This is a genomic window from Gluconacetobacter tumulicola (assembly GCF_014174215.1).
GTDB classification, from domain to species: domain Bacteria; phylum Pseudomonadota; class Alphaproteobacteria; order Acetobacterales; family Acetobacteraceae; genus Gluconacetobacter; species Gluconacetobacter tumulicola.
The window spans coordinates 199,307-221,782 of sequence record NZ_JABEQL010000003.1 but is presented as its reverse complement, the minus strand read 5'-3'; the positions used below and the strand labels follow the sequence as shown (position 1 = coordinate 221,782).

General features: G+C 65.3%; 21 protein-coding genes. 12 read left to right on the top strand and 9 right to left on the bottom strand.

Translation table 11 applies throughout. From position 1 onward, the window contains the following. The first annotated feature begins 51 nt into the window (after positions 1-51). Positions 52-756, top strand: coding sequence for a thiaminase II (gene tenA / locus HLH29_RS03640; RefSeq protein ID WP_182964644.1), 705 nt, complete (start codon positions 52-54; stop codon positions 754-756). Between the two features lie 9 nt (positions 757-765). Here the strand turns inward: tenA and HLH29_RS03635 are convergent, their stop codons facing one another. The 3 genes from HLH29_RS03635 to aroB form a co-directional block, all read right to left on the bottom strand. Next, complete coding sequence (locus HLH29_RS03635; RefSeq protein ID WP_338030168.1) at positions 766-1,098, bottom strand: GtrA family protein; 333 nt, start codon at positions 1,096-1,098, stop codon at positions 766-768. 252 nt (positions 1,099-1,350) lie between these two features. Further along, entirely contained in the window at positions 1,351-2,469 is a 1,119-nt protein-coding gene (locus HLH29_RS03630) for an OmpA family protein (RefSeq protein ID WP_182964643.1), read from the bottom strand. Between the two features lie 302 nt (positions 2,470-2,771). Next, positions 2,772-4,532 carry a 3-dehydroquinate synthase gene (gene aroB / locus HLH29_RS03625; protein WP_182964642.1) on the bottom strand — a complete coding sequence of 587 codons (1,761 nt, stop codon included), beginning with the start codon at positions 4,530-4,532 and terminating at the stop codon, positions 2,772-2,774. A 98-nt stretch (positions 4,533-4,630) separates the two neighbouring features. Between aroB and HLH29_RS03620 the strand changes: the two genes are divergently transcribed. From HLH29_RS03620 to HLH29_RS03610, 3 genes are all read left to right on the top strand, one after another. Then, positions 4,631-4,774 (top strand): hypothetical protein, encoded by a 144-nt coding sequence (locus HLH29_RS03620; RefSeq protein WP_182964641.1) that lies wholly within the window; start codon positions 4,631-4,633, stop codon positions 4,772-4,774. Continuing rightward, the gene (locus HLH29_RS03615; protein WP_182964640.1) at positions 4,771-5,703 is read left to right on the top strand and encodes a site-specific tyrosine recombinase XerD; all 933 of its coding nucleotides are present in this window, start codon (positions 4,771-4,773) and stop codon (positions 5,701-5,703) included. Before HLH29_RS03620 ends, HLH29_RS03615 begins: the two co-directional genes overlap by 4 nt. A gap of 103 nt (positions 5,704-5,806) precedes the next feature. After that, positions 5,807-6,763 (top strand): acetyl-CoA carboxylase carboxyltransferase subunit alpha, encoded by a 957-nt coding sequence (locus HLH29_RS03610; protein WP_182964639.1) that lies wholly within the window; start codon positions 5,807-5,809, stop codon positions 6,761-6,763. A 99-nt stretch (positions 6,764-6,862) separates the two neighbouring features. On the opposite strand, the gene HLH29_RS03605 is transcribed toward HLH29_RS03610, so the two are convergent. The 6 genes from HLH29_RS03605 to HLH29_RS03580 all read right to left on the bottom strand — a co-directional run bounded on the left by HLH29_RS03605 (position 6,863) and on the right by HLH29_RS03580 (position 13,848). After that, positions 6,863-8,104: a transglycosylase SLT domain-containing protein gene (locus HLH29_RS03605; protein WP_182964638.1), complete on the bottom strand. Its 1,242-nt coding sequence runs from the start codon at positions 8,102-8,104 to the stop codon at positions 6,863-6,865. Continuing rightward, positions 8,092-8,538: a DUF1489 family protein gene (locus tag HLH29_RS03600; protein ID WP_182964637.1), complete on the bottom strand. Its 447-nt coding sequence runs from the start codon at positions 8,536-8,538 to the stop codon at positions 8,092-8,094. Before HLH29_RS03600 ends, HLH29_RS03605 begins: the two co-directional genes overlap by 13 nt. Before the next feature lie 3 nt (positions 8,539-8,541). Then, positions 8,542-9,690 (bottom strand): nucleoside hydrolase, encoded by a 1,149-nt coding sequence (locus tag HLH29_RS03595; RefSeq protein WP_182964636.1) that lies wholly within the window; start codon positions 9,688-9,690, stop codon positions 8,542-8,544. 154 nt (positions 9,691-9,844) lie between these two features. Then, positions 9,845-11,026 carry a radical SAM family heme chaperone HemW gene (gene hemW / locus HLH29_RS03590; RefSeq protein WP_182964635.1) on the bottom strand — a complete coding sequence of 394 codons (1,182 nt, stop codon included), beginning with the start codon at positions 11,024-11,026 and terminating at the stop codon, positions 9,845-9,847. Then, positions 11,016-13,016 (bottom strand): potassium transporter Kup, encoded by a 2,001-nt coding sequence (locus HLH29_RS03585; protein WP_182964634.1) that lies wholly within the window; start codon positions 13,014-13,016, stop codon positions 11,016-11,018. Before HLH29_RS03585 ends, hemW begins: the two co-directional genes overlap by 11 nt. 67 nt (positions 13,017-13,083) lie before the next feature. Continuing rightward, positions 13,084-13,848: a YggS family pyridoxal phosphate-dependent enzyme gene (locus HLH29_RS03580; protein WP_182964633.1), complete on the bottom strand. Its 765-nt coding sequence runs from the start codon at positions 13,846-13,848 to the stop codon at positions 13,084-13,086. Positions 13,849-13,986: 138 nt separating this feature from the next. Between HLH29_RS03580 and HLH29_RS03575 the strand changes: the two genes are divergently transcribed. From HLH29_RS03575 to HLH29_RS03540, 8 genes are all read left to right on the top strand, one after another. Next, positions 13,987-15,288: an RsmB/NOP family class I SAM-dependent RNA methyltransferase gene (locus tag HLH29_RS03575; protein WP_182964632.1), complete on the top strand. Its 1,302-nt coding sequence runs from the start codon at positions 13,987-13,989 to the stop codon at positions 15,286-15,288. 150 nt (positions 15,289-15,438) lie between these two features. Beyond that, positions 15,439-16,056, top strand: a complete 618-nt coding sequence (gene rpe, locus HLH29_RS03570) for a ribulose-phosphate 3-epimerase (RefSeq protein ID WP_408871938.1) — start codon at positions 15,439-15,441, stop codon at positions 16,054-16,056. A 61-nt stretch (positions 16,057-16,117) separates the two neighbouring features. Continuing rightward, complete coding sequence (locus HLH29_RS03565) at positions 16,118-17,884, top strand: heparinase II/III family protein (RefSeq protein WP_182964630.1); 1,767 nt, start codon at positions 16,118-16,120, stop codon at positions 17,882-17,884. Between the two features lie 175 nt (positions 17,885-18,059). Further along, complete coding sequence (locus tag HLH29_RS03560; protein ID WP_182964629.1) at positions 18,060-19,226, top strand: glycosyltransferase family 4 protein; 1,167 nt, start codon at positions 18,060-18,062, stop codon at positions 19,224-19,226. A 221-nt stretch (positions 19,227-19,447) separates the two neighbouring features. Further along, complete coding sequence (locus HLH29_RS03555; RefSeq protein WP_182964628.1) at positions 19,448-19,669, top strand: Flp family type IVb pilin; 222 nt, start codon at positions 19,448-19,450, stop codon at positions 19,667-19,669. Positions 19,670-19,722: 53 nt separating this feature from the next. Next, positions 19,723-20,238: an A24 family peptidase gene (locus HLH29_RS03550; RefSeq protein WP_246373746.1), complete on the top strand. Its 516-nt coding sequence runs from the start codon at positions 19,723-19,725 to the stop codon at positions 20,236-20,238. Positions 20,239-20,251: 13 nt separating this feature from the next. Beyond that, positions 20,252-21,073, top strand: a complete 822-nt coding sequence (gene cpaB / locus HLH29_RS03545) for a Flp pilus assembly protein CpaB (protein ID WP_338030167.1) — start codon at positions 20,252-20,254, stop codon at positions 21,071-21,073. Next, positions 21,073-22,470, top strand: a complete 1,398-nt coding sequence (locus HLH29_RS03540; RefSeq protein WP_182964625.1) for a type II and III secretion system protein family protein — start codon at positions 21,073-21,075, stop codon at positions 22,468-22,470. Before cpaB ends, HLH29_RS03540 begins: the two co-directional genes overlap by 1 nt. The last annotated feature ends 6 nt before the right edge of the window (positions 22,471-22,476 follow it).

Below are 22,476 nucleotides of genomic sequence, written 5' to 3'. Positions count from 1 at the left end.
CGGCAAAGCAAATCGGCGCCGCAAGAAAACACCGTAAGGAAGGATGAACCCATGAACTGGATCGCGGAACGGGACTGGCCCAGTCTGGAACAGGGCCTGGCCGGCAGGCTGCGGCGCGATTGCGGTAAGGATTGGGAGCGCTTCATCCACCACCCTTTCGTGTGCGGCATGGCGGACGGAACATTGCCGGAGGCGGATTTCCAGCGGTTCCTGATCCAGGATTATCTGTACCTGATCCAGTATGCGCGGGCCTATGCGCTGGCGATCTATAAGGCCGATACGATGGAGGACATGCGATCGGCCTCCGGCATCGTGTCGGGTCTGCTGGATACCGAACTGGCGCTTCATATTGCCTATTGTGCCGGATGGGGATTGTGCGTCGATGATTTGCACAATCAGCCTGAATCGCTGGAATTGCTGGCCTATACCCGTTTCATTCTCGACCGGGGACAGACGGGCGACCTGCTGGACTTGATCGTGACGCTGGCGCCCTGCTTGATCGGCTATGGCGAAATCGGCGCCAGATTGATGGCTGACCCCACGACCCGGCGGGAAGGCAACCCCTACTGGGAATGGATCGCCCTGTATGGGGGCGAGAAATTCGTCGGGCTGGTGGACGCGGGGCTGCGTACGCTGGAATCGCTGGCCGGGCGGTATGGTGCCGAAGGGCGGTATCCCGCGCTGCTCGCCGAATTCCGCACCGCCGTCAAGCTGGAGGCTGCGTTCTGGAATGCGGGCCGATCTGGGATGCTTTGATGAACCGGGTCAGGGGGGCGGCTGGCGATGGCGGAAGACCATTCGGTGGCTGAGCGTGAAGTTGGCCACCAGCCCCGTGAGTGAGCCCGCTGCCAGGGCCAGGACGGGGATGGTCCGGCAGAGTGGAGCCACCAGGAAGAGTGTGAAGACCATGCCCCGATTCATGACGAAACCCAGCGAATTGGCCATCAGGAACCGTGCCCACTGAACCAGGGGACGGTCGGCGTGAACGACGTGACGGAACGTCCAGAGCCGGTTGGCCAGCCAGTTCATGCTGGCCGCGATGAAATAGGCGAGCAGGGTGGCGCCTGTGAGGCCGAGTAGGGGTCGGAATCCGTACACGGCCAACGTATCCCACATCAACCCGGTGACCCCGACGATCCCGAATTTCAGGAACGGGACGATCCGGACGCGCGGGCCTCCGGTTCCGCCGGGGGAGGTGGCGTTTGCGGGGGAAGGGCAGGAATCCGGCACGTCGCGCGGTCTCGTCGTTAAGGGTAAGAAGGATCGTTTTCAGATCATAGCGCGCAATAAAAAAGGGATGCCCGAAGGCATCCCTCTTTACCCTGTCGAACCGGGCGAAAATCGCCAGGATCAGTGCAGGATGATTTCCACGCGACGGTTCTGCGGCTCGCGGGTGTTCGGGCCCGTCGGAACCAGCGGATGCGCCTCGCCGTAACCATGGATGTCGATCGCGTTCGCGGGCACGCCGTCACGGATCAGTTCGGCCTTCACGCTCTGCGCACGACGCTCGGACAGGCCGAGGTTGTACTTCTGACCGCGCGGACCCGGGTGAGCCGCCGAGTTGTCAGTGTAGCCGTTGACTTCGATCCGCGTCGTCTGGATGTGGGTCGAGGCCTGAGCGGCTTCGGCCACGATCTCACGCGCGCGGGCCGTCAGGTCCGAACGATCCCAGTCGAAGAACACCAGGTAGGTGCGCGCCGGGGTCGGGGCGGGCGGCACAACGACCGGAGCCGGCGGCGGCGGCGGCGGCGCGGTGTCGAACGCATAGCGCAGACCCAGGATGAACTGGTGGTTGAAGCGATGGTCGAAGTTCGCGTTGCCACGGCTCAGCCCAGCCGGGCTGTACGAAGACATCGTGAAGGAGCCGTTGTTGAACGTCTGGCCGACCATGCGATACTGCGCCGTGATCTGCAGGCCCGGAACGTTCGGGACGTCGAAGGCTGCACCGGCGATGCCCTGATAGGCAAAGCCGCCCGTCGTGCCGCCCAGGCGGTTGACGTTGCCGTTCATGTAGGTCGTCGTGGTCGGGTTGTAGTGCTGCCACAGATAGCCGGCACCGACACCGACGAACGGCGTCACCGGAACGTCGATCCCGAATTGCTTCAGGTCGATGTCATATAGCACGTTCACCAGGCCGCCATAGGACTGGTCGCTGCCGCTGGTGCGGTTCGGCGCGCCGCTGCGGTGGTTGAGCTGCGAATAGTTATACAGGCCCTCGACCTCGACGCGCAGGCCGTTGCCGAAGCCCCAGCCGAAGGAGCCGAAACCCGTGTAGCCGTCCTTGTGACGGTACTGCGACGAGCTGGTCATGCCGGCCGTCGGATTGTTGGCAAAATGGCCGTGCTGGTTCTGGACCAGATTATAACCAGCGCCCAGGTCGACGTACGGACCGGTAATGATTGTGGCGTTGGCTGCAACAGGAGCAGCCGCCATCAGCGTGGTGGCGAGTAATGCCGTGCGGAGACGCATTTTTTCGTCCTCTTGATCATCCGTTCGAGTAGCCGTCAAACCACAGACGGCTAACCTCAGCGTGATGCTTAACCCCCTATAGATCTTCCGGTTCCGGCTTAGGAACCCGCATCATAGGCAAAGCAGCCATTACCACTGAGCACCGTGTTGAAAAAGCAACAGTTTGTTTCGCTAAGATTACGTGCTGATTGCAACCACTTCCGGGCGGCGCGTATTCGGCAGCAGGCTCGGGGCGGCTCTATGGCAGGATTATGTGATATTCGCGCATCTGTGTTGCGATGTCGCAACCCATGACGGGCATGTCATGCAGCGCATCCTTCCCCCAGCAGAATTTCCCGCACCAGGCTGTCCGGTACGTCTCGGCAGGTAAAGGCCTGCCCGATGCCGCGCACCAGCACAAAGGACAGGCGCCCATCACGCATTTTCTTGTCACGCTGCATGTGGGCGAGCAGCCGTTCAGCCGAAAATGCCTGCGGCAGGTCACGCAGATGCACCGGCATGCCCAGCCGTTCCAGATGGCCGGTTACACGCTCGACATCCGCGCTGTCGCAGAAGCCCATGCGTTCTGACGTCAGGAACGCCAGACGCAGGCCGATCGACACGGCTTCGCCATGCAGCAGGCGGCCGTCATAGCCCAGTTCGGCCTCCAGCGCGTGGCCGAACGTATGTCCGAGATTGAGCAGGGCCCGACCGTCCGACTTTCTTTCCTCCCGTTCGTCGTCGCCCACGACGGCGGCCTTGAACGCGCAGGCCCGGCGCACGGCTTCGGCCTGGATGTCGGCATCGCCGTCCAGGACCGCCTGGCCATGGCTTTCGCACCATTCGAAGAGGGCGGCGTCGCCGATCAGGCCGGCCTTGACGATTTCGGCATAGCCGGCGCGGATTTCGCGCGGCGGCAGGGTGGCCAGGGTCGTGGTATCGGCCAGAACCGCCAGCGGCTGGTGGAACGCGCCAAGAAGATTCTTGCCGAACGGGGTGTTGATGCCCGTCTTGCCGCCGACGGAGGAATCGACCTGCGATAGCAGGGTGGTCGGAATCTGCACGAAGGGCAGGCCACGCATCGTGGTCGCCGCCACGAAGCCGGCCAGGTCGCCGACCACGCCGCCGCCCAGCGCGATGATCGTGGTGCCGCGTTCGACCCCCATTTCGAGAACGGCCCCCGTCACGCGCTCGTATTCCGCCAGCGTTTTCGAGCCTTCGCCCGGTGGCACAACGATGGTCCGGGCCTCGATTCCCCCTTGGGCCAGTCCCTGGAGCAGCCGGGGCAGGTGCAACGATTCGACGGTCGAGTCGGTGATGACCACGACTCGCTTCTGCGGCAAGATCGGCGAGAGCAGGGTTCCGGCGTGGCGCAGCAGATCCTCGCCGATCGTTACGTCATATCGCCAGCGGTCCAGCGTGACGGGAACGAGCCGCGGCTGCCTGCCCAGCGCCAGGGCGTTGATGACGGTCGCGGCACTCTGTTCCACGCTTTCTTCTCCACAATCCACGGTAATGTCGGCCTCGGCATAGGTCGGGTGACGGATGTCCATCAGTTGCGCCAGAATGTCGCGCGGGTTGCCGGCGTTCAGAAGCGGCCGGTGACCGCGCCCCTGCACCCGACGCACCAGGACCGGCAGCGGGCAACGCAGCCAGACCGAGGTGGCGCGGTCGCGGATGATCGCCCGGGTCATCGGGTCCATGAAGGCGCCGCCCCCGGTTGCCAGCACCACCGGGGGACCGTCGAGGATGCGGCGAATGACACGGTGTTCGCCCTTGCGGAACTCTGCCTCGCCATACTGGGCGAAGATGTCTGCGATGGAGCATCCCGCCGCACGTTCGATTTCCACGTCCGCGTCGATGAACGGCATGCCAAGGCGTGTTGCGATTCGCCGGCCGATCGTTGTCTTGCCGGCACCCATCAGTCCGACCAGGACGATGCTGTCGTCGCGGGAAGCAGGTCCCCGCGGGGAGGCAATAGCTGTCACGGCCTCGCGAATGGGAGGGGGGGATGATGTCGCCGGTCCTCCGGCAGAAGGCCGGGGGTTGGACTCGGGCGGATCGGAAGCGTTCTGGCGTGACATGAGCGCCAACCTACCATAGAGCAAAGACAACTCGCCATGTCGCATCAAGGCTGGCTCATCCGGCAAGGCGGCGGGCACCATCGCGTGGAGGTTTGGTCATGCGGCGCATCCTGTTGGCTCTTGCGGGCATTGTAGTCCTGGTCGGAATCGGCGGCTTTGTGTCGCTGGGTGTGTTTCCGCCACCGGCGCCGGCCATGTCGGTACACAAGGATCTGCCGCCGGACCGTTTCGTCCATTCATGAACGTGGCCGTCCAGGCCGAATCGTTCCTGGAAATGCTGGCGGCCGAGCGTGGGGCGGCCGTGAATACGCTGCGGGCCTATGCCCGCGACCTGCGCGACCTCGAATCGTTTGCGGCGCAGGCCGGGTGCGGGATAGCGGGCGCCGACGCGGGCGTGCTCCGCGACTACATGACGGGCTTGGCACGTGCGGGCCTGTCGCCACGGACGCAGGCGCGGCGTCTCTCCTGCCTGAAGCAGTTCTATCTGTTCCTGACGCGCGAGGGGATGCGGACCGACAATCCCGCCGCGTTACTGGATGCGCCCCGCCTGCCGGCCACGCTGCCGCGCTTCCTGACGGAAGAGGAGGTCGATGCGCTGCTGGGCGGGTGCGACGTGCCACCCGATGACGGGCGTCGCTGGCTGGTCGCGCGCGCGGCGCTGGAAATCCTGTATGCCTCCGGATTACGGATTTCGGAACTGCTGGTTCTGCCTCGCCGCGCCTTGGCGGGGGACGCGCGCATGTTGCTGGTGAGGGGCAAGGGAGGGCGGGAGCGACTCGTGCCGCTGTCCGTCCAGGCGCGCGCGGCGGCCGAGGCCCTGGCGGTGCGAGACCAGGCATTGCGCAGCCCGTACCTGTTTCCGGGCCGGGATGGACAGCGCCCCCTGACACGGCAGGGATTCGACCGGATCCTGCATGATGTCGCGCTGCGGGCAGGACTGGACCCGGCGCGCCTGTCGCCGCATGTGCTGCGCCATTCCTTTGCCACCCACATGCTAGCGCGTGGGGCCGATCTGCGCGCGCTTCAGATGCTTCTGGGCCATGCCGACATCGCCACGACCCAGATCTATACCCATGTACTGGCCGAGCGGCTGCGTACGGTAGTCGAGGCGCATCATCCGCTTGCAGGTGGTCGCAAGGGTGCGGACGAACAGCCGGATACGCAGCCATAGAGGTGTGCGGGCGTTGGGCGGGCGGTTGCGCTGCCCCCCATGGATTTGGGGGAGGCTGGACAGGGGGACTTGGCAGGATTCGTGGCTGTGCTATCCGCACGGGATGCGCCAGTTTCTAGATTTTGAAAAGTCGGTCGCCGAGCTTGAGAACAAGATCGACGAACTCCGTCATATGTCAGGCCCCGACGGCATCAATATCGCCGAGGAAATCGCCCGTCTGACCGAAAAGTCGGAAAAGCAGCTTCGTGCCGCTTACGCCAAGCTGACTCCCGGCCAGAAGGTCCAGGTCGCCCGCCATGCGCAGCGGCCGCACACGGTCGAATATATCGGCACCCTGATCCAGGATTTCACGCCGCTGGCCGGCGACCGCCTGTTCGGCGAGGACAAGGCCGTGGTCGGTGGTATCGGCCGTTTCCAGGATCTGCCGGTGGTGGTGATCGGGACCGAGCGCGGATCGGAGTTGGAAAGCCGACTGGAGCATAATTTCGGCATGGCGCGCCCCGAGGGCTATCGCAAGGCCCAGCGGCTGATGGAACTGGCGGGCCGTTTCGGCATGCCGATCCTGACCTTTATCGACACCGCCGGCGCGTGGCCTGGTATCGATGCCGAGGCGCGGGGTCAGGCCGAGGCGATCGCGCGGTCCATTGATACCTGCCTGTCGGCGCCGGTACCGGTGATTGCCACCGTGATCGGCGAGGGTGGATCGGGCGGTGCCATCGCGCTGGGCGCGGGCGACCGGGTGATGATGCTGGAACACGCGATCTATTCGGTCATTTCGCCCGAGGCCTGTGCGTCGATCCTGTGGCGCGACCCCAAGCTGGCGACCAGCGCGGCCGAGGCGCTGAAGCTGACGGCTCAGGACCTGCTGCAACTGCATCTGGTCGACCGCATCATTCCCGAGCCGTTGGGTGGTGCGCAGCGCGATCCTGAAGCCGCGATTCGCGCGGTGGGCGATGCGATTGCGGCCGAGCTTCCCGACCTGCTGTCGCTCAGCGCGGCCATGCTGGTGGCGCAGCGCCGGGAGAAATTCCTGGCCATGGGGCGTGACGGGCTGACCTGACCGGCCGGCCCTGCGGCCGTGGGGCTCTGGCGGTGATTTCTTCGTTGCGTTCGGAAACGCGCGGAGGATCGCCACCTGCACGCGGTTACGGACCAAAACTTATTGGCCGGGGCGGATGATCATGCAGTCCAGCCCCTGCTGGCGCAGGGACGAACAGGCTGTGGCGGCGTTGCTGCGTGCCAGGCCGGCCAGCCGGGCGCGATAGAGCGGATGCCCGTTGAACGAAGGGACGGGTTGTACGACGCTGCGTGCGCCATTCAGGTCGGTGAACGCCGCCTGGCGAGCCATGGTGTTGGCAAAGCGGGCCTGCCCTTCAGAAGTAAACGCGCCGACCTGAACCGCCCATTGACCGTAATTCACGCCGCCTGCGGCACTGCCGCCCAAGGGGGCGCGGGTCGCCGTCGGTATCGCGATGGCGGCGGGGGCCAACGGTTCGGCGACGGACGGCGCAGGCATGGGGGCCGCGTCGGCCCGGGGTGTGGGCGGCGGTAGCGGCGGCGACAGCGGGGGCGCCAGGGGTTGGCACGGGGCGTCGGGATCGTAGGCGGCGTCGGGGTCGTGCGCGCATTGCCCGGCGGGTGCGCGGGGTGGCACGTAGGCCGCATACTGGACAGGCTGGCCGCCCGTCGGATCGGCGATGGTTGGGGTGACGACGACCGGTTGGGTGACGCGAGACGCCGACGCCATGGCAACCGGCAGCGGGGTCGGCGTGGCCGAGACCATCTGGCTGCCGCTGCCATAGGCGGCCAGCGGGCCGCTGAGGGCGACCGCCGTGCCCAGGTTGGGTGTGACCGAGGCCAGATAGTTTACCGTCTCGTTCGGCAATTGCCGACCGGTCTGGAGATAATCATCCAGACGCTGTGGGCCGGCATTGTAGGCTGCGAGAAAGCCCGGCGCGCCATAGCGGTCGTACATCTGTCGGATATAGGCAGTGCCGGCGAGTATATTGTCGTGCGGTTCGTAAGGATCCGGTCCCAGCCCGTTCTGCGCCTGCATGTCGGCATAGGTCTGGGGCATCAACTGCATCAGGCCCATGGCTCCGGCCGACGAGGTGATCGGTTGTCCGTTCAGATATTCATGGCCGCCCGATTCCTGCTGCATCACAGCGCGCACCCATTCCTGCGGGACCGAGAAGCGGGTCGAGGCATCGGCGATATAAGGCCGCCACGGGTCCTGGGGCGGACCGGGGGCACGATAGGCACCATTGCGGGCGTAATAGCGGGAATAGCGCGAACCGGGCGTGCTGCTGCATGCCGCGAGGATGGCAGGGCCGATCAGGGCGAGCCCGATCATGGCGGCACGGCGGCCGCGCCGCCGGTGGGGGGGCGCTAGATCAGGCATAGGCCGGCCAGGTCCCGACGCAGCGATTCGGGGAGCGTTCCGCCATCGCCTCCGCCGACGGACAGGTCGGGCGGTGCGTCGGCGGGGGACAGGTAGCGCCAGCCCTGGAACGGGCGCATCGGACGCGGGGCAACCGGTATGATCTCCGGTGCCAGGACCACCAGTGCGCAGGCCACGCCGTCCTCGCGCGTGTCGGGACGAATCTCGACGACACGCTGGCGGCACAGGATCAGCCCGTTGATGACCCGGTAGAGCGAGCCGCGATCGAGGATCTCCGGTGCCCGGCGGGGGAACATGCGGGTCCGCAGCCAGGGGTGGCCGGATGGCTGGGTGCCGTCCAGCCCGTCCCCGGCCCCTTCGGCCATGGTACGCTGCCGGTGCGCCAGGTCCTCAAGCGAGGTGATTCCGACAGCGAGCTTGACCAGGTGCAGCATGAATCAGGGGTGACCGGCGGAACGCACGTCGCTCTGTGCCTCGTGCAGGAACGTATCCAGGAAACGCCGGGCATCGATCGACTGCACGATCCGTACCTTGCGGATGTCCGTCTCTCTGGGGGCGGTGGAATCGGGCCAGACGACCACATGACCGTAATGTGGCCCGTTGGCGATGTCGATGTCCATATAGGCGTCGAGCGACGTGGCGATCAGGCTGGGATCGGCGGCGATTGCCGTTGCCATTTCATCCCACATCGGCAGGGGATCGTAATAGGTGCCGATATAGTCGGTCATTGGCGTGCGCTTCTGCTGAATGCGTTTGAGATAATCGCGCGTCATCATCAGGTCGTTGGACACGTTGCCGACGACGGTGATCGACGGCCATGGGGCGGTCAGCGTGATATGCGCCGCCTCCGGATCGAAGATCATGTTGAAGTCCGAGGCGAAATCGACGTTTCCGGTCAGGGCGCGCATGCTGGTGTCCAGCAGGCCCCCCATGAAGATCAGCTCCTTTGCCGTGGCGGCAAAGGTCGGGTCGATGCGGATCGCCAGCGCCAGGTTGGTCATCGGGCCGGCTTCGACGATGGTGACTTGGTGCGGATGGGCATGGACCTGTTGGATCAGGAACAGGGCCGCACTTTCTGCCGTGGGCTTCAGGGTCGGAGCGCCGTCCTTCATCGCCGGCAGCGGCGGCTGTTCGGAGGGGACCTTGTCCATCGATCCCAGTGCGCCCCAGGCGCCCTTCCAGGGAATGGTGCCGAACTGTTTTTCACGCAGGCGCATCAGCTTCACGCTGTTGATCAGCGGGTAGACGGCACCGTCGGCGACCGGCACGTCGGTTCGGCCGATGATCTCGAGGAAGCGGCGCAGATGGGCGGATTCCTGATTTTCCCAGCCGTCGCCAGTTGCGACGGTAAAGCCCAGCACCTTGACGGCCGGATTGAACAGCAGGGGGATGACCGATTGCTGGTCGGAACCGCCCGGGCCGAGAAAATCATTGTCCTCGATTACCAGGCGCGGCTCTGCCGCATGGGCAGCCGGCTGAGTGGCCAGCAGGCCTGCCCCCAGGGCGAATGCCCGCAATGTGGCGGGCAGGAGGTGGCGGAGGCGTGAACCGGCGCGCGCCCGGCGCCGGAAGGGGGAAAATGGCATGCTGCGTCCTGTGTGCAAGAGCTCGGCTATCCGGTCGTCCTGCAGACTGTTTTAAAAGTGCCGCTGTTGGCAATCCGGGGCGTGTCTTAAGTGCTTCGCGGCAGACGGCTGCCAAGACGTTCCTGAAGCGCACCGACCCTTTTAAAACAGCTCGTTAGAGCACCACGGCGCCGAGCAGGGCTTCCAGTCGGAGGCGGCCCGCATTCGTGGCGCGCAGGGCGACGCCCTCCGTTGTCTCGTCGCGGACAAGATATCCTTCTTCCAGCGCCGCCGCCAGAATCACCGGATCGAGCGCATCGTTCATTGCCATGCCGGTGCGTTGTGCGAACCGGGTCTCGGCCACGCCCTCGGTCAGGCGCAGGCCCATCAGCAGCATCTCGCGGGCGCGGTCGCGGGCGGTCAGGGTATCGTCCTGTGTCAGGCCGCTTCCCGTCCGTTCCACGCGCTCCGCCCATGGTTCCGGAGCGCGGTGGCGGCGGGTGGCATGTAGCCCGTCCGCCAGGGTTATCCGCCCGTGGGCACCGGGGCCGATTCCCAGATAGTCGCCGTAACGCCAATAGGTCAGGTTATGGCGGCTTTCCGCTCCCGGCCGGGCGTAATTCGAGACTTCGTAGGCCGCCAGCCCGTGACCGGCGGCGACCATGGCGGTTTCCTCGTACATCAGCGCCCCCGATTCCTCATCGGGCAGGACCAGCAGCCCCTGGCGGTGCAGTCCCTCGAAACGGGTACCTGGCTCGATGGTCAACTGGTAAAGCGAGAGATGGTCTGAAACCAGGGCGAGGGCCTGATTCAACTCGGCCCGCCAGGAAGCAGGCGACTGGTCCGGCCGCGCATAAATGAGATCGAAGGAGATCCGGCTGAACAGATCGCGCGCCGTCTCGAGCGCCGCTACGGCCTGACCGGCGGAATGCTGTCGCCCCAGCCGGCGCAGCGCGTCGTCGTCCAGGCTCTGGATGCCCAGCGATACCCGGTTGACGCCGGCGTCGCGGAATGCGCGCAGCCGCCCGATTTCGACGCTGGTGGGATTGGCTTCCAGCGTGATTTCCAGATCGGGCGTCGTGGCGAACAGGGACCGGGCATCGGCGATCAGGGACGCGACCGTCTCCGGCGCCATCAGCGACGGTGTGCCGCCGCCGAAAAAGATCGACCCCAGCCGGCGCGGACCGTCTGCTGTCAGGCGGGCGGCCTCATGCCCCAGTTCGCGCCGCAGAGCGGCGGCGAAGCGGGCCTGCGGGATGGAGTCGCGTACATGGCTGTTGAAATCGCAGTACGGACATTTGGCCAGGCAGAACGGCCAATGGACATAGAGTGCGAGGGGTGCTGCGTCAGATGGCAAGCCGCACGCCCAGTTCCACCACCCGGTCGGGTGGAATACGGAAGAATTCGGTGGCGGGGATGGCGTTGCGCGCCATCAGCAGGAAGAGCGACATCCGCCAGCGCGACATCTTGGGCACCGAGGAGCGCACCAGCAGTTCGCGGCTGGTGAAATAGGAGGCCTGCATGGCGTCGAACTCCACGCCGTTTGCTTTCAGTTCCTCCAGCGCGCGGGGCAAGTTCGGAGTTTCCATGAAGCCGTAGCGCAGGACCACCCGATAGATGTTCGGGGCGAGCTGCTGCAGGGCGACGCGGTGGCCGCGCGTGGCTTCCGGCTGGTCCAGGGTCTGGACGGTAACGAACAGCACATGCTCATGCAGTACCTTGTTGTGCTTCAGATTGTGCAACAGGCAGGTCGGCACGAATTCCGGTGTCGCGGTCATGAAGACGGCCATGCCGGGGACGCGGATGGTACGTGACTGGGGCAGGCGGGCCAGGAAGGAGTTGACGGGCAGGCTGTCCAGTTTCTGCCGGGCCATGATCAGGCTGCGGCCGCGCTTCCATGTCGTCATCATCAGGGTCAGCGCGGTACCCAGCAGGACCGGCACCCAGCCGCCCTGCGGGATCTTGAGCGCGTTCGACGCGAAGAAGACGCTGTCCATGATGAAGAAGCCGCCGAACGTGGCTGCTGCAGCCGCCCGCGACCAATGGTACTGGCGGCGGAACACCACCATCGCCAGTACGCAGGTGCACATGAAGGTGCCGGTAACGGCGATGCCGTAGGCCGAGGCCAGTGCGTCGGAGCTGCGGAACGCCACCACCAGCAGCAGCGCGCCGACCATCAAGGCGCGGTTGAATTCGGGCAGGTAGATCTGCCCTTCCTCGTTCTTGTTGGTGTGGGTGATGCGCATGCGCGGTAGGTAGCCGAGCTGGATAAGCTGGCGGCAGAGCGAGAAGCCACCCGAAATTCCAGCCTGGCTGGCGATGACCGTCGCCATTGTCGACAGGATGATCATCGGGATCTGCAGCCAGTGCGGCCCCAGCAGGAAGAATGGATTGCTGATAGCCGATGGGTCGGAAATGATCAACGCGCCCTGGCCCATATAGTTCAGTGCCAGGCAGGGCAGGACGCAGAACAGCCACGCATAGCGGATGGGCTGTCGGCCGAAATGGCCCATGTCGGCATATAGCGCCTCGGCCCCGGTGACCGACAGCACGACCGAGCCGAGGGCAATGAAGGACAGCCAGCCATGATAGATGATGAACTGCACGGCATAGATCGGCGAAATGGCCATCAGGATATGCGGATGGCGTACGATGGCCAGAAGGCCGAGGACGCCGAGCATCGTGAACCACAGCACCATGACCGGCCCGAAGATCGCGCCGACCTTGCCGGTGCCGTAGGATTGCACGCTGAACAGGCCGATCAGTACCACGATTGCAATGGGAATGATCAGCTCGCGCGCGGCGGGGAAGCTGACCTCCAGGCCTTCGACGGCCGAGAGGACCGAAATCGCGGGTGTGATCAGCCCATCCCCGAAGAACAGGCAGGCACCGGCGATGCCGGCCATGCCCAGGACCAGCTTCAGCCGGCTATCCTGGGACACTTTCTGTGCCAGTGCCATCAGCGAGATGATGCCGCCCTCGCCATTATGGTCGGCGCGCATGATCAGCAGCACGTATTTTACGGTGACGATCAGGATCAGCGACCAGAGGATCAGGCTTTCGACGCCCATGACCTCCCACGCATCGATCTGGTGATGCTGCGAGACGACGAGGATGGTGGAGCGCAGGGCGTAGAGCGGACTGGTACCGATATCGCCGAAGACCACGCCGAGAACGGCCAGCAGGGCGGCGAAACCGACCGGGCTGGCTGCGTGTTCGTGCTGGTCGGCGCCGAATTCGGTAATCTTGGACGACGTGTCCGAATGGCCGCCGGTTTCGGCGGCCGTTGCGGCAGCCTGGGCGGGCGGCGTCGATCCGGCAATGTGGTCGACCGGGTCTGGCGTCATGTCGGGACGTCTCCGAGGACTGTTGGCAGGCAACGGCGCGCCGGCCGCGTTGTCTTCCGGCATAGCGTCATGATTCGGGGGCAGCAAGGCGAGCGGGCGGGATTGCGCTATTCGGTGGGCTGGCGGGTCGATGGCCGAAGATCGCGCTACCCACGCGCACATGGGTGGCTCCCGCCGTGATCGCCGCCTCGAAATCCGCCGACATGCCCATGGACAGCAGCTTCAGGTCGTGCGCCCGAGCCAGATCCGCCAGATAGCGGAAATGCGGCACCGGGTCCACGTCGGCCGGCGGAATGCACATGAGGCCCCGCACGGCGTCGCCGAAACGCTGGCGGCACGAGGTGATGAAACTGTCGGCCTGTGCGCGGGGGATGCCGGATTTCTGGGATTCGTCGCCGGTGTTCACCTGTACCAGCAGATCCGGCAGGCGTCCCGCGCGGTCGGCGGCCCGGGCCAGCGCGTCGGCCAGGGACGGGCGGTCCAGACTTTCGATCATGTCGGCGATCCGCACCGCCTCCAGGGCTTTGTTGGTCTGCAGGCCGCCGATGATATGCAGACGCAGGGCGGGCCAGGCGTCGCGCAGCGGGGGGAATTTCTCCGCTGCTTCCTGCACGCGGTTTTCGCCGAACACGGCCTGACCGGCTTGTAGAGCCTCCAGCACACTCGACTGGGGATGGAATTTCGAAACCGCGACCAGCGTGACCGTATCCGGCGCGCGGTGCGCGCGGTGGGCCGCCGCCGCGATCCGCTCCCGAATGTCGGCCAGGGCGGTGGCGATCGGGGATGGGCAGGACGGGGTGCCGGCCGTGGCGGCGGAGAACGTTGTCGTCATACCGTTACGGTTGGCCGGGGCCGGTCGTCGGTCAAGGGGAATAAGACGCAGATTCCCGGCCCGAAGGGGTGGCGGCGTGAAGACGGGCATGCCATCAGCACGCGGCATATGGAACGGGACGGGAGGAGCGGACGCACCATGAGCCAGGGCGCACCAGACGGACGGGGGCCGCGCGGACCGCGCGGGGCCGGGGCGGACCCGACACGGGATATCGCCTTCGATATCGTGCAGGGCGTTCTGGAACATCGCCGCATGCTGGAAAACAGCCTGGACCAGTCGCTGGCGGCGCGCGGTGCGGATGCACGCGACCGTGCCGCCGCGCACCGGCTGGCGGCGACCGTGCTGCGCCACCTGGGAACGGCCGGAATGGTGTTGGAACCTTTCCTGAAGAAGGAACCGCCGCTGCCGGTGCGGACGGTGCTGCTGATTGGCGTTGCGCAGATCCTGTTTCTGGACACGCCCGCACATGCGGCTGTCGGCACCGCAGTCTCCCTGGTGCGCCGGCGTGGCCTGACGCCGTTCGCCGGGCTGGTGAATGCGGTACTTCGCCGCGTCGCGCAGGCCGGCGCGGGTGCGCTGGATGGGTTGGACCAGGATCGGCTGGACGTGCCGCCGTGGCTGTGGAGCGCGTGGGGCGAATTGGCACGGCCCATCGCCGAAGCCCTGGGGCGTGAGGCGCCGCTGGATCTGACGATGCGTCCCGGTGCCGCATGCCCGCCCGGTGCGGAGCTGTTGCCCACCGGTACGGCGCGGCTGCCGGCTGGGACGCGGGTGGCGGAATTGCCGGGATATGCCGAGGGGGCATTCTGGGTTCAGGACGCAGCGGCATCGCTGCCCGCGCGTCTGCTGGCGGCGCAGCCGGACGAGCGGATTGCGGATCTGTGCGCGGCACCGGGGGGCAAGACGGCACAATTGGCCTTCGCCGGGGCCGAGGTTACGGCCATCGAGCGCGAGGCGGGCCGGATGGCGCGGCTGCAGGAGAATCTGGCGCGCCTCGCCCTGACGGAGCGGGTGACGACTGTGCTGGGCGATGCGACCACCTGGCGGCCTGACGCGCTGCTGGATGGCGTGCTGCTGGATGCGCCCTGTTCGGCGACCGGCACCGCACGGCGTCACCCAGATGTGTTGTGGATCAAGCGCCCACGCGACCTGCAGGCCCTGACCGAGGGGCAGGACCGGCTGCTGGCGGCCGCGCGGGACATGCTGCGTCCCGGCGGGCGCGTGGTCTATGCCGTCTGCTCGCTTCAGCCCGAGGAGGGGCCGGAACGTGCCCGCGCCGCGGCCGCGATGGGGCTGGTGCCCGACCCGTTCTCGGTGGAGGACCTGGCGATGCTGCCCGAGGCGCGCACCCCGGAAGGCTGGCTGCGGACCCACCCCGCACTATGGGCCGGAATGGGAGGGATGGACGGGTTCTTTGCCGCACGTTTCCGTCGCCCCTAGCCTCTCTTGAGAACGTGACGGAAATCGGTCACGACGGGCGGTACGCAACAGCTTGCATGCCGCCCGTGATTTCCTGTTACACTGCAAACCATGTCCATTCACTTCCCCCCCCTTATCGCGCCCAGTGTCCTTTCGGCCGATTTTTCCCGCATGGCGGAGGAAGTCGCAGCCGTCGAGCGGGCTGGAGCCGACTGGCTGCATCTGGATGTGATGGATGGCCATTTCGTGCCGAATCTGTCCTTCGGCGCGCAGCTGATCAAGGTGCTGCGCCCACAGTCAGGCCTGGTGTTCGACGTGCATCTGATGATGGCGCCGGTCGATCCGTATCTGGAGATGTTCGCCCAGGCGGGGGCCGACCATATTCATGTGCATATCGAGGCAGGGCCCCATACGCACCGGACTTTGCAGCATATCCGTGCGCTGGGCGTGAAACCGGGCGTCGCCCTGTGTCCGGCGACCCCGGCGCAGGCCGTAGAGGAAGTTCTGGACCTAGTGGATGTGATTCTGGTCATGACCGTCAATCCGGGATTTGGCGGCCAGAAATTCCTGACCGGCCAGTTGGACAAGATCCGCACGCTGCGCGGGATGGCGGAGGCGACTGGCCGGGACATCCGGATCGGTGTCGATGGTGGCGTGGACGTTCGGACCGCAGCGCTGGCGACCGAAGCCGGAGCCGACATGCTGGTGGCCGGGACGTCGGTCTATGGCCAGCCGGATTACGAGCGGGCGATTGCGGGCCTGCGCGGGGCGGCCAGACAGGCTGTATGATCCAGAGCGGGTGGTCATGCATGGGGTGGATGGATCTGTCTCGTGAAATGAGAGGGGCCTGATGGTCCTGCGACGTTGGAGCCAGGATGCGCGTCTTTCGCTGGCTCGCCTGCCGTCTCTGGCGGGGCTGGGGCGCGTTCCCGCCGCCCCGGTCCATGCCGTGCGCGATTTGTGGCCCGGAGACCCGACATCTGGGGCGCAACTGGCCCTTGGCAGCCTGACCTACGCCGGGGTTACGCGGCGAATCGGGCCGGGGCGATGGGAGGACCCGTCCTATCCCGATTCGTTCCGGGCCTATCTGCATGGCTTCACATGGCTGCGGGACCTGCGCGCCGTCGGAACCGATTCGGCGCGGCTCCAGGCACGCGCGCTGGTCAATGACTGGCTGGCCCATCCGCCGACCGACCCGATGGTGCGCGACTGCGCCGTGACTGGCGCCCGACTGGCCGCGTGGCTGGGGCATTACGATTTCTTCGCCGCATCGGCCGATGACGGGTTCCGCCAGCGTCTGATGCAGCGGCTGCTGGCCGAGGGGCGAACGATCGCAGCGCTGCTGCCGCCCGAGACGCATGACTGGCGGGCACTGATCGCCTTCAAGGGCCTGCTGGCCGCGGCGATCGCGATGCCCGAACATAGTGGCTTCCTTTCCCGGTTCATGCGCTATCTGGATGCCGAGCTGGCGCGGCAGATCATGCAGGATGGGTGTCACATCCAGCGCAGCCCCGAAATCCAGTTTCTGGCATTGCGCGAACTGGCCGAAATGCGGGCGATGCTGCAGGCGGCCCAGTTGCCGTTGCCGGACTCACTGGCGCTGGCACTCGATCGCATGAGCCCGGTGCTGCGGGCCATGCGGCATGGTGATGGGGGGCTGGCGCTGTTCAACGGCAGCCATGCCGGCAATGTGGCGATGATCGAGATGGTGCTGGCGCAATCGACCCGGTCGCGGGTGGTGGCGACCACCATGCCCGATGGGGGCTTTATCCGGTTGCAGGTCGGACGATCCCTGCTGCTGGTCGACGCGGCGGCGCCTCCGCCGCCTGGTTTCGATGCGCTGGCCCATGCGGGGACGTTGTCTTTCGAATTCTCGGTGGCGCGGCAGCGCGTGATCGTCAATTGCGGTGCCGGGCAAACGGCGGAATGGCGGCGTGCGCTGCGTGAAAGTGCCGCGCATTCGCTGTTGGTAATGGAAGGTCGGTCGTCTTCGGATATCGGGCCCGATGGTGATATTCAGCGTCGGCCCGCGCATGTGACCGCGGAACAGATGGGCCAGGACGGGGCCCATTGGCTGGACCTGTCACATGATGGCTATCACGCTCCGTTCGGTGCCTCGTGGCGTCGCCGGCTCTATCTGGGGGAGGGGGGGGAAGACCTGCGCGGCGAGGAAATCATCGAGGGTGAGCGGATGCAATCCTTCGATCTGCGTTTTCATCTTCATCCTTCAGTCGGGGCGGAATGGGATGCTGAGGGGCAGATCGTCGTCCTGGACGTCGGTGGCCGGATCTGGAAATTCCGGGCTGATGGCGGGACGCTCGCAGTCGAGGAGAGTATCTATTGCGGTGGGCTGAAACCCGAACGGACGCGCCAGATCGTCATCCATGTGCGTCCGGGCGACGAACTGACGGCTGAAGCGACGGAGGAGTCTCCACCGGATGCGGCGACGGAGATGCAGCCCGGTGAAGGGGCCCTGCCCGACAGGGACGGTGACAATGAGGCGCCTGAGACGAAAGCGGCGGATGTTCCGGCTCCTCCTGCCCGCGCAGCACGGACAGGAAGCGGGGAGCGGACGCGCCAGATCGTTCGCTGGGGATTGATGCGGATGGAAGGATAAGCCGGTCTCCGCATGGGCCATGCTGCCCGTCGCCGTGGCATTGCGTGTCCTGAACATGCCCGGAAAGGTTACCGGGAATGTAGGGTACGATGCTAAGAAATGAGGCATGGCGTGGTGACGAAGGGAAAGAATGTTCTGCATGCGGATGGTCGGTGCGGATCGCGTGTGAACGACGATGAAGATTCTTGAAGTTACCAACGTCGATTTTTCCCTTCGGCATTTTCTTCTGCCTCTGATGCGGGGATTGCGGGCCGAGGGGCATGAGGTCGTCGGCGTCTGCGCGGACGGGCCCTTGCTGGCCGAGGTGAGGGACGAGGGATTTCGGGTCGAGACGGTTCCGATGGTGCGGTCATTTTCGCCGCTGGCGCAGATCCAGGCGCTGACGGCGCTGATGAACCTGATTCAGCGGGAGCAGCCGGACATCGTGCATGCGCATATGCCGATCAGCGGCCTGCTGGGGCGGCTGGCGGCGAAGCTCTGCGGCGTTCAGTGCGTGGCCTATACCTGCCATGGATTTCTGTTCAACCAGCCTGGAGCAATGCCGCGGCGTGGCCTGTCGCTGGCTTTGGAATGGATGGCCGGCCGGATCACGGACCGCTATTTCACCGTTTCCACGCAGGAGGCCGAGGATGTGCAACGCCTGCGCATCCACCCAACTCCGCTCGCGCTAGGTAATGGCCGCGATCCGGCTAGCTTTCATCCCGACCCCGAATCGCGGCAGCGGATTCGCACTGAACTACGCGTGTCCGCGAGCGCGGTTGTGATCATCGTCGTTTCGCGACTGGTGCGACACAAGGGCTATCCGGAACTGCTCGAGGCCATGGAACAGGTCCCCGGGGCGGAACTTTGGGTGGTGGGGGAACGCCTGGCCTCGGATCACGGTCCGTCGCTGGACGAGAATTTCGCTCGGGCGGAGGCCGAACTCGGTGGTCGGTTGCGCCGGCTGGGATATCGTCGGGATATTCCGGCCCTGCTGGCGGCTGCGGATATCTTTGTCCTGCCCAGTCATTTCGAGGGCCTGCCGATGTCGGTGATCGAGGCGATGCTGAGCGGGTTGCCGGTCGTGGCAACCGATATCCGTGGTCCGCGCGAGCAGGTGGTGACCGGACGCACCGGACTTCTGGTGCCCGCCGGCGAGGTCGCCCCGCTGGCCCGGGCGCTGCTGCGTCTGGCACGGGATGGGGACCTGCGGTACCGGATGGGTGAAGCCGGGCGACAGCGTGCCCGCGGCCGCTATGATGAAGCGACAGTTACCGCCAATGCCGTCGCGGCGCTAGTGGGTTATGGCGGTGAGGAAAACCAAGAAAACAAAGTGCCTGGCAGTGAGAGCCCCCCCGTTTGAGGAACTGCCCGGGTGGCGCAAACGACATGACACTATCATGTGATTTTCCACGGGCCCCGTATGGACAGGCCCGGTTTTCGTGGCTAACATGTTAATATTGACTTGAAAAACGATTGAAAAGCCGGCCCGTTTCGGGGCATTCGGTATCGTGAATGCAATCGGTATTGAGTCTGTCCAGCGGATTTGTGGGCTCTCAAGAATATTTGGAGAGGGCGAATGTCATGCGGTTCATGCGGGAAATTGTGGCCCTGAAATGCGATCGTCGGGGCGTAACTATGCTGGAATATGGGCTGATCGCAGCGCTGGTTGCTGTCGTGGCCATTACCGCCTTGACGACTTTGGGCAAGAATCTGGGTAATACATTCAACAGCGTGGCGAGCCAGCTTCCGACGACCGACTCGACTACCGGGACCTCCCAGAATGGTGGTGTGAGTGCCCAGTAACGAGGGCGGGTAACCATGTCGGCTGCCCCTAGTCGGGGTCGATATCCTTCGTGATGTTTCATGTCGGAATGGCCGGGTGGTTTCTGACCTTGGCCTGTCTGGGCGGTGTGGTCGTGCTTTTGTTGCGGGCTGCTCTTCATGATATCGCAACCCGGCAGGTCTCCGACCAACTGGTTCTGGGCGTCGCAGGGCTGGATTTTCTCCTCGCCTGTCTGAACGGCCATCCGTGGCGCGGGCTCCTGTCCGGCCTGTGCCTGTTCGCATTGGGGGTAGCCTGCTGGTCGCGTGGCTGGATGGGGGGCGGAGACGCCAAGTTGCTGGGGGCCGTGGGGCTGGCGTTGCGCCCCGACCAGGTGCCGGTGCTGGTTATGGATATCGCATTGGCTGGCGGTGTGCTGGCGCTGGCTTATCTGTTGGGCAGGGCCAGCCTGCCGTCGCACTATGGGGGGACGGTCCCGCGGAACGGCATCGGACGTGTCCTGCGGATCGAGCGCTGGCGGCTACGTCGCGGATGCTCTCTACCCTATGTCTGCGCCATAACGGGAGGAAGTCTGATCGTCCTCCTGTAATCGGGTCCATGTGATGTTTCGTTCTGTTTTCTTTGTTCTTATGGCAACCGGGCTGGGGGGATTCGGGACGGTGGCATGGATTGCGACCCATCCTCCGATCGCGAAACCGGTGGTGCGGCAAGTCGTCATGGTCAGGGTACTGGCTGCGTCCCGGCCACTGGATGGAGGATATCTGCTGAAGCCGGAGGACGTAACCACGGTCGACATCCCCCGGGAACGGGCAGGTACCGATATGACAATTGATTCGCCCGAAGCACGTGAAGCGCTGACAGGTGCCATGCTGCTTCATGGCGCCGCGAGCGGGATGGTTTTGCGATCTGCAGATCTACTGCGTCCGGGCGACAGGGGGTTTCTGGCCGTCGCGCTGCATGGAGGCATGCGGGCGGTGACGGTCGGCGTCGATGCGATTACGGGAACGGCCGGGCTGATCTGGCCTGGTGACCATGTTGACCTGATCCTGACCCAGACTTTTCCCACCGAACCTCGGACCGAACGGCGCGTGGTGGCCGAAATCGTTTTGTCGAACGTGCGGGTGATCGCCATCGACCGCCGCCTGGTGCAGGGAGGCGATGCTGGCAGGCAGCCACAGGCGCGAACGGTGACGCTGGAGGTTACCGCAACCCAGGCGGAGCAGGTTTCTGTAGCGACGCATATGGGGCGCCTGTCGCTTGCGGTGCGCTCGGCACAGCCCGGCATCGGACCCGAACGGACACCGCCTGCCGCCTGGGCAGGTGATGTTTCGCGGACCATGCGCGATGGCACGGTACCGGCCCCGACTACCCGTTCGGTCATGCTCTATGAGGGCGGAGCGGATGGAAAGGAGGTTCGGTTCTGATGCGGGGTGGCATGGTTGCGGCCCGGGTCGCGGTGCGACTGATCGCGGCGGCGGCCCTTTGCGCCCTGCCGTTGACGAGCCCCCGTGGGCAGGAAACCGGCACGGGAGAAACGGCCGACGGGGTGCATGCTCTTCGCCTGGAGGCTGGCAGCGGGCACATGGAATACCTGTCTGGCCCTGCCGCAAGGATCTTCGTCGTTGATCCCAAGATCGTGCAGGTTCGTCCTGCAGGGGGGACGAGCATGGTTCTCTACGGCGTGGCAGCCGGCCGGACCACGGTCATGGCGAGCGATGCCAATGGTCGGGTGATCGCGCAATTTACGATCGACGTTACGCCGTCGCATTACGGGGCATCGCAGGCCGAAGCCGAGATCGCGCGACAACTGCCCGGCAGCCAGGTCCGGATTCAGACCGATCTGCGGAATCTGGTGCTGACGGGTGTAGTCGAAGCGCCCGAGGATGCGGCGAAGGCGGAAGAGATCGCGCGGGGGTTTCTGTCCGATGGCCAAGGGGTGAACAACCGGATCGCTATCCGTTCGGCTACCCAGGTCACGCTGGTCGTGCGGATCGCCGAGATGGACCGGAATGTTGTTCGTCAACTGGGCATCGACTGGCAGGCGGTCGGCAACATGGGAAAGTTCGGCAGTTTTCCGGCGCTGACGCTGAACATGAATGCCAGCACGGCTGCCTGCGTCGCCACCCGCAATCCGTTTTGCCTGGGCAGTAACGTTAACGGCGTAGTGGATGCGTTGGCTCAGGATAATCTGGTGCGTCTGCTTGCGGAGCCGAATCTGACGGTCATGAGTGGACAGAGCGCCAGCTTTCAGGTGGGAGGCCAATATCCCATTCCCTTGGCGCAGCAGGCCGGAGCCATTTCGGTTGCCTTCAAGAGCTACGGCGTCAGTCTGGCATTTCTGCCGACGGTCTTCAGCAACGGGCGGATCAACCTGCATGTGGTGCCGGAAGTAAGCCAGTTGAGCAACCAGAATAGCGTCTCGGTCACCACGTCTGGTTCTACCTCCGTCATTCCGGCCCTGACCGTCCGGCGGGCGGAGACGACGGTGGAGCTGGGTAGCGGCGAGACTTTCGCCATTGCCGGGCTGCTAGAGGACTCGCTGACGGATTCGACCAAGGCCATTCCCGGTGCCGGTGATATCCCGGTGCTGGGTTCGCTGTTCCGGTCTGGCAATTTCAACCGGCAGGAGACCGAACTGGTCATTCTGGTCACGCCGTATCTGGTACGACCGGTAGCTGATCGCACCCGCATGACGGCACCGACCGATATGGCGGAGGTGCCCGGCGAGTTGGACCGCCTGCTGTTGCTGCGGCAGGCGATGCCCACGCAGCCCGCCCGGCCGGTCGTTGTTCCCGGCAGTGCCGGTTTTTTCGTCGAATGAAGGGGA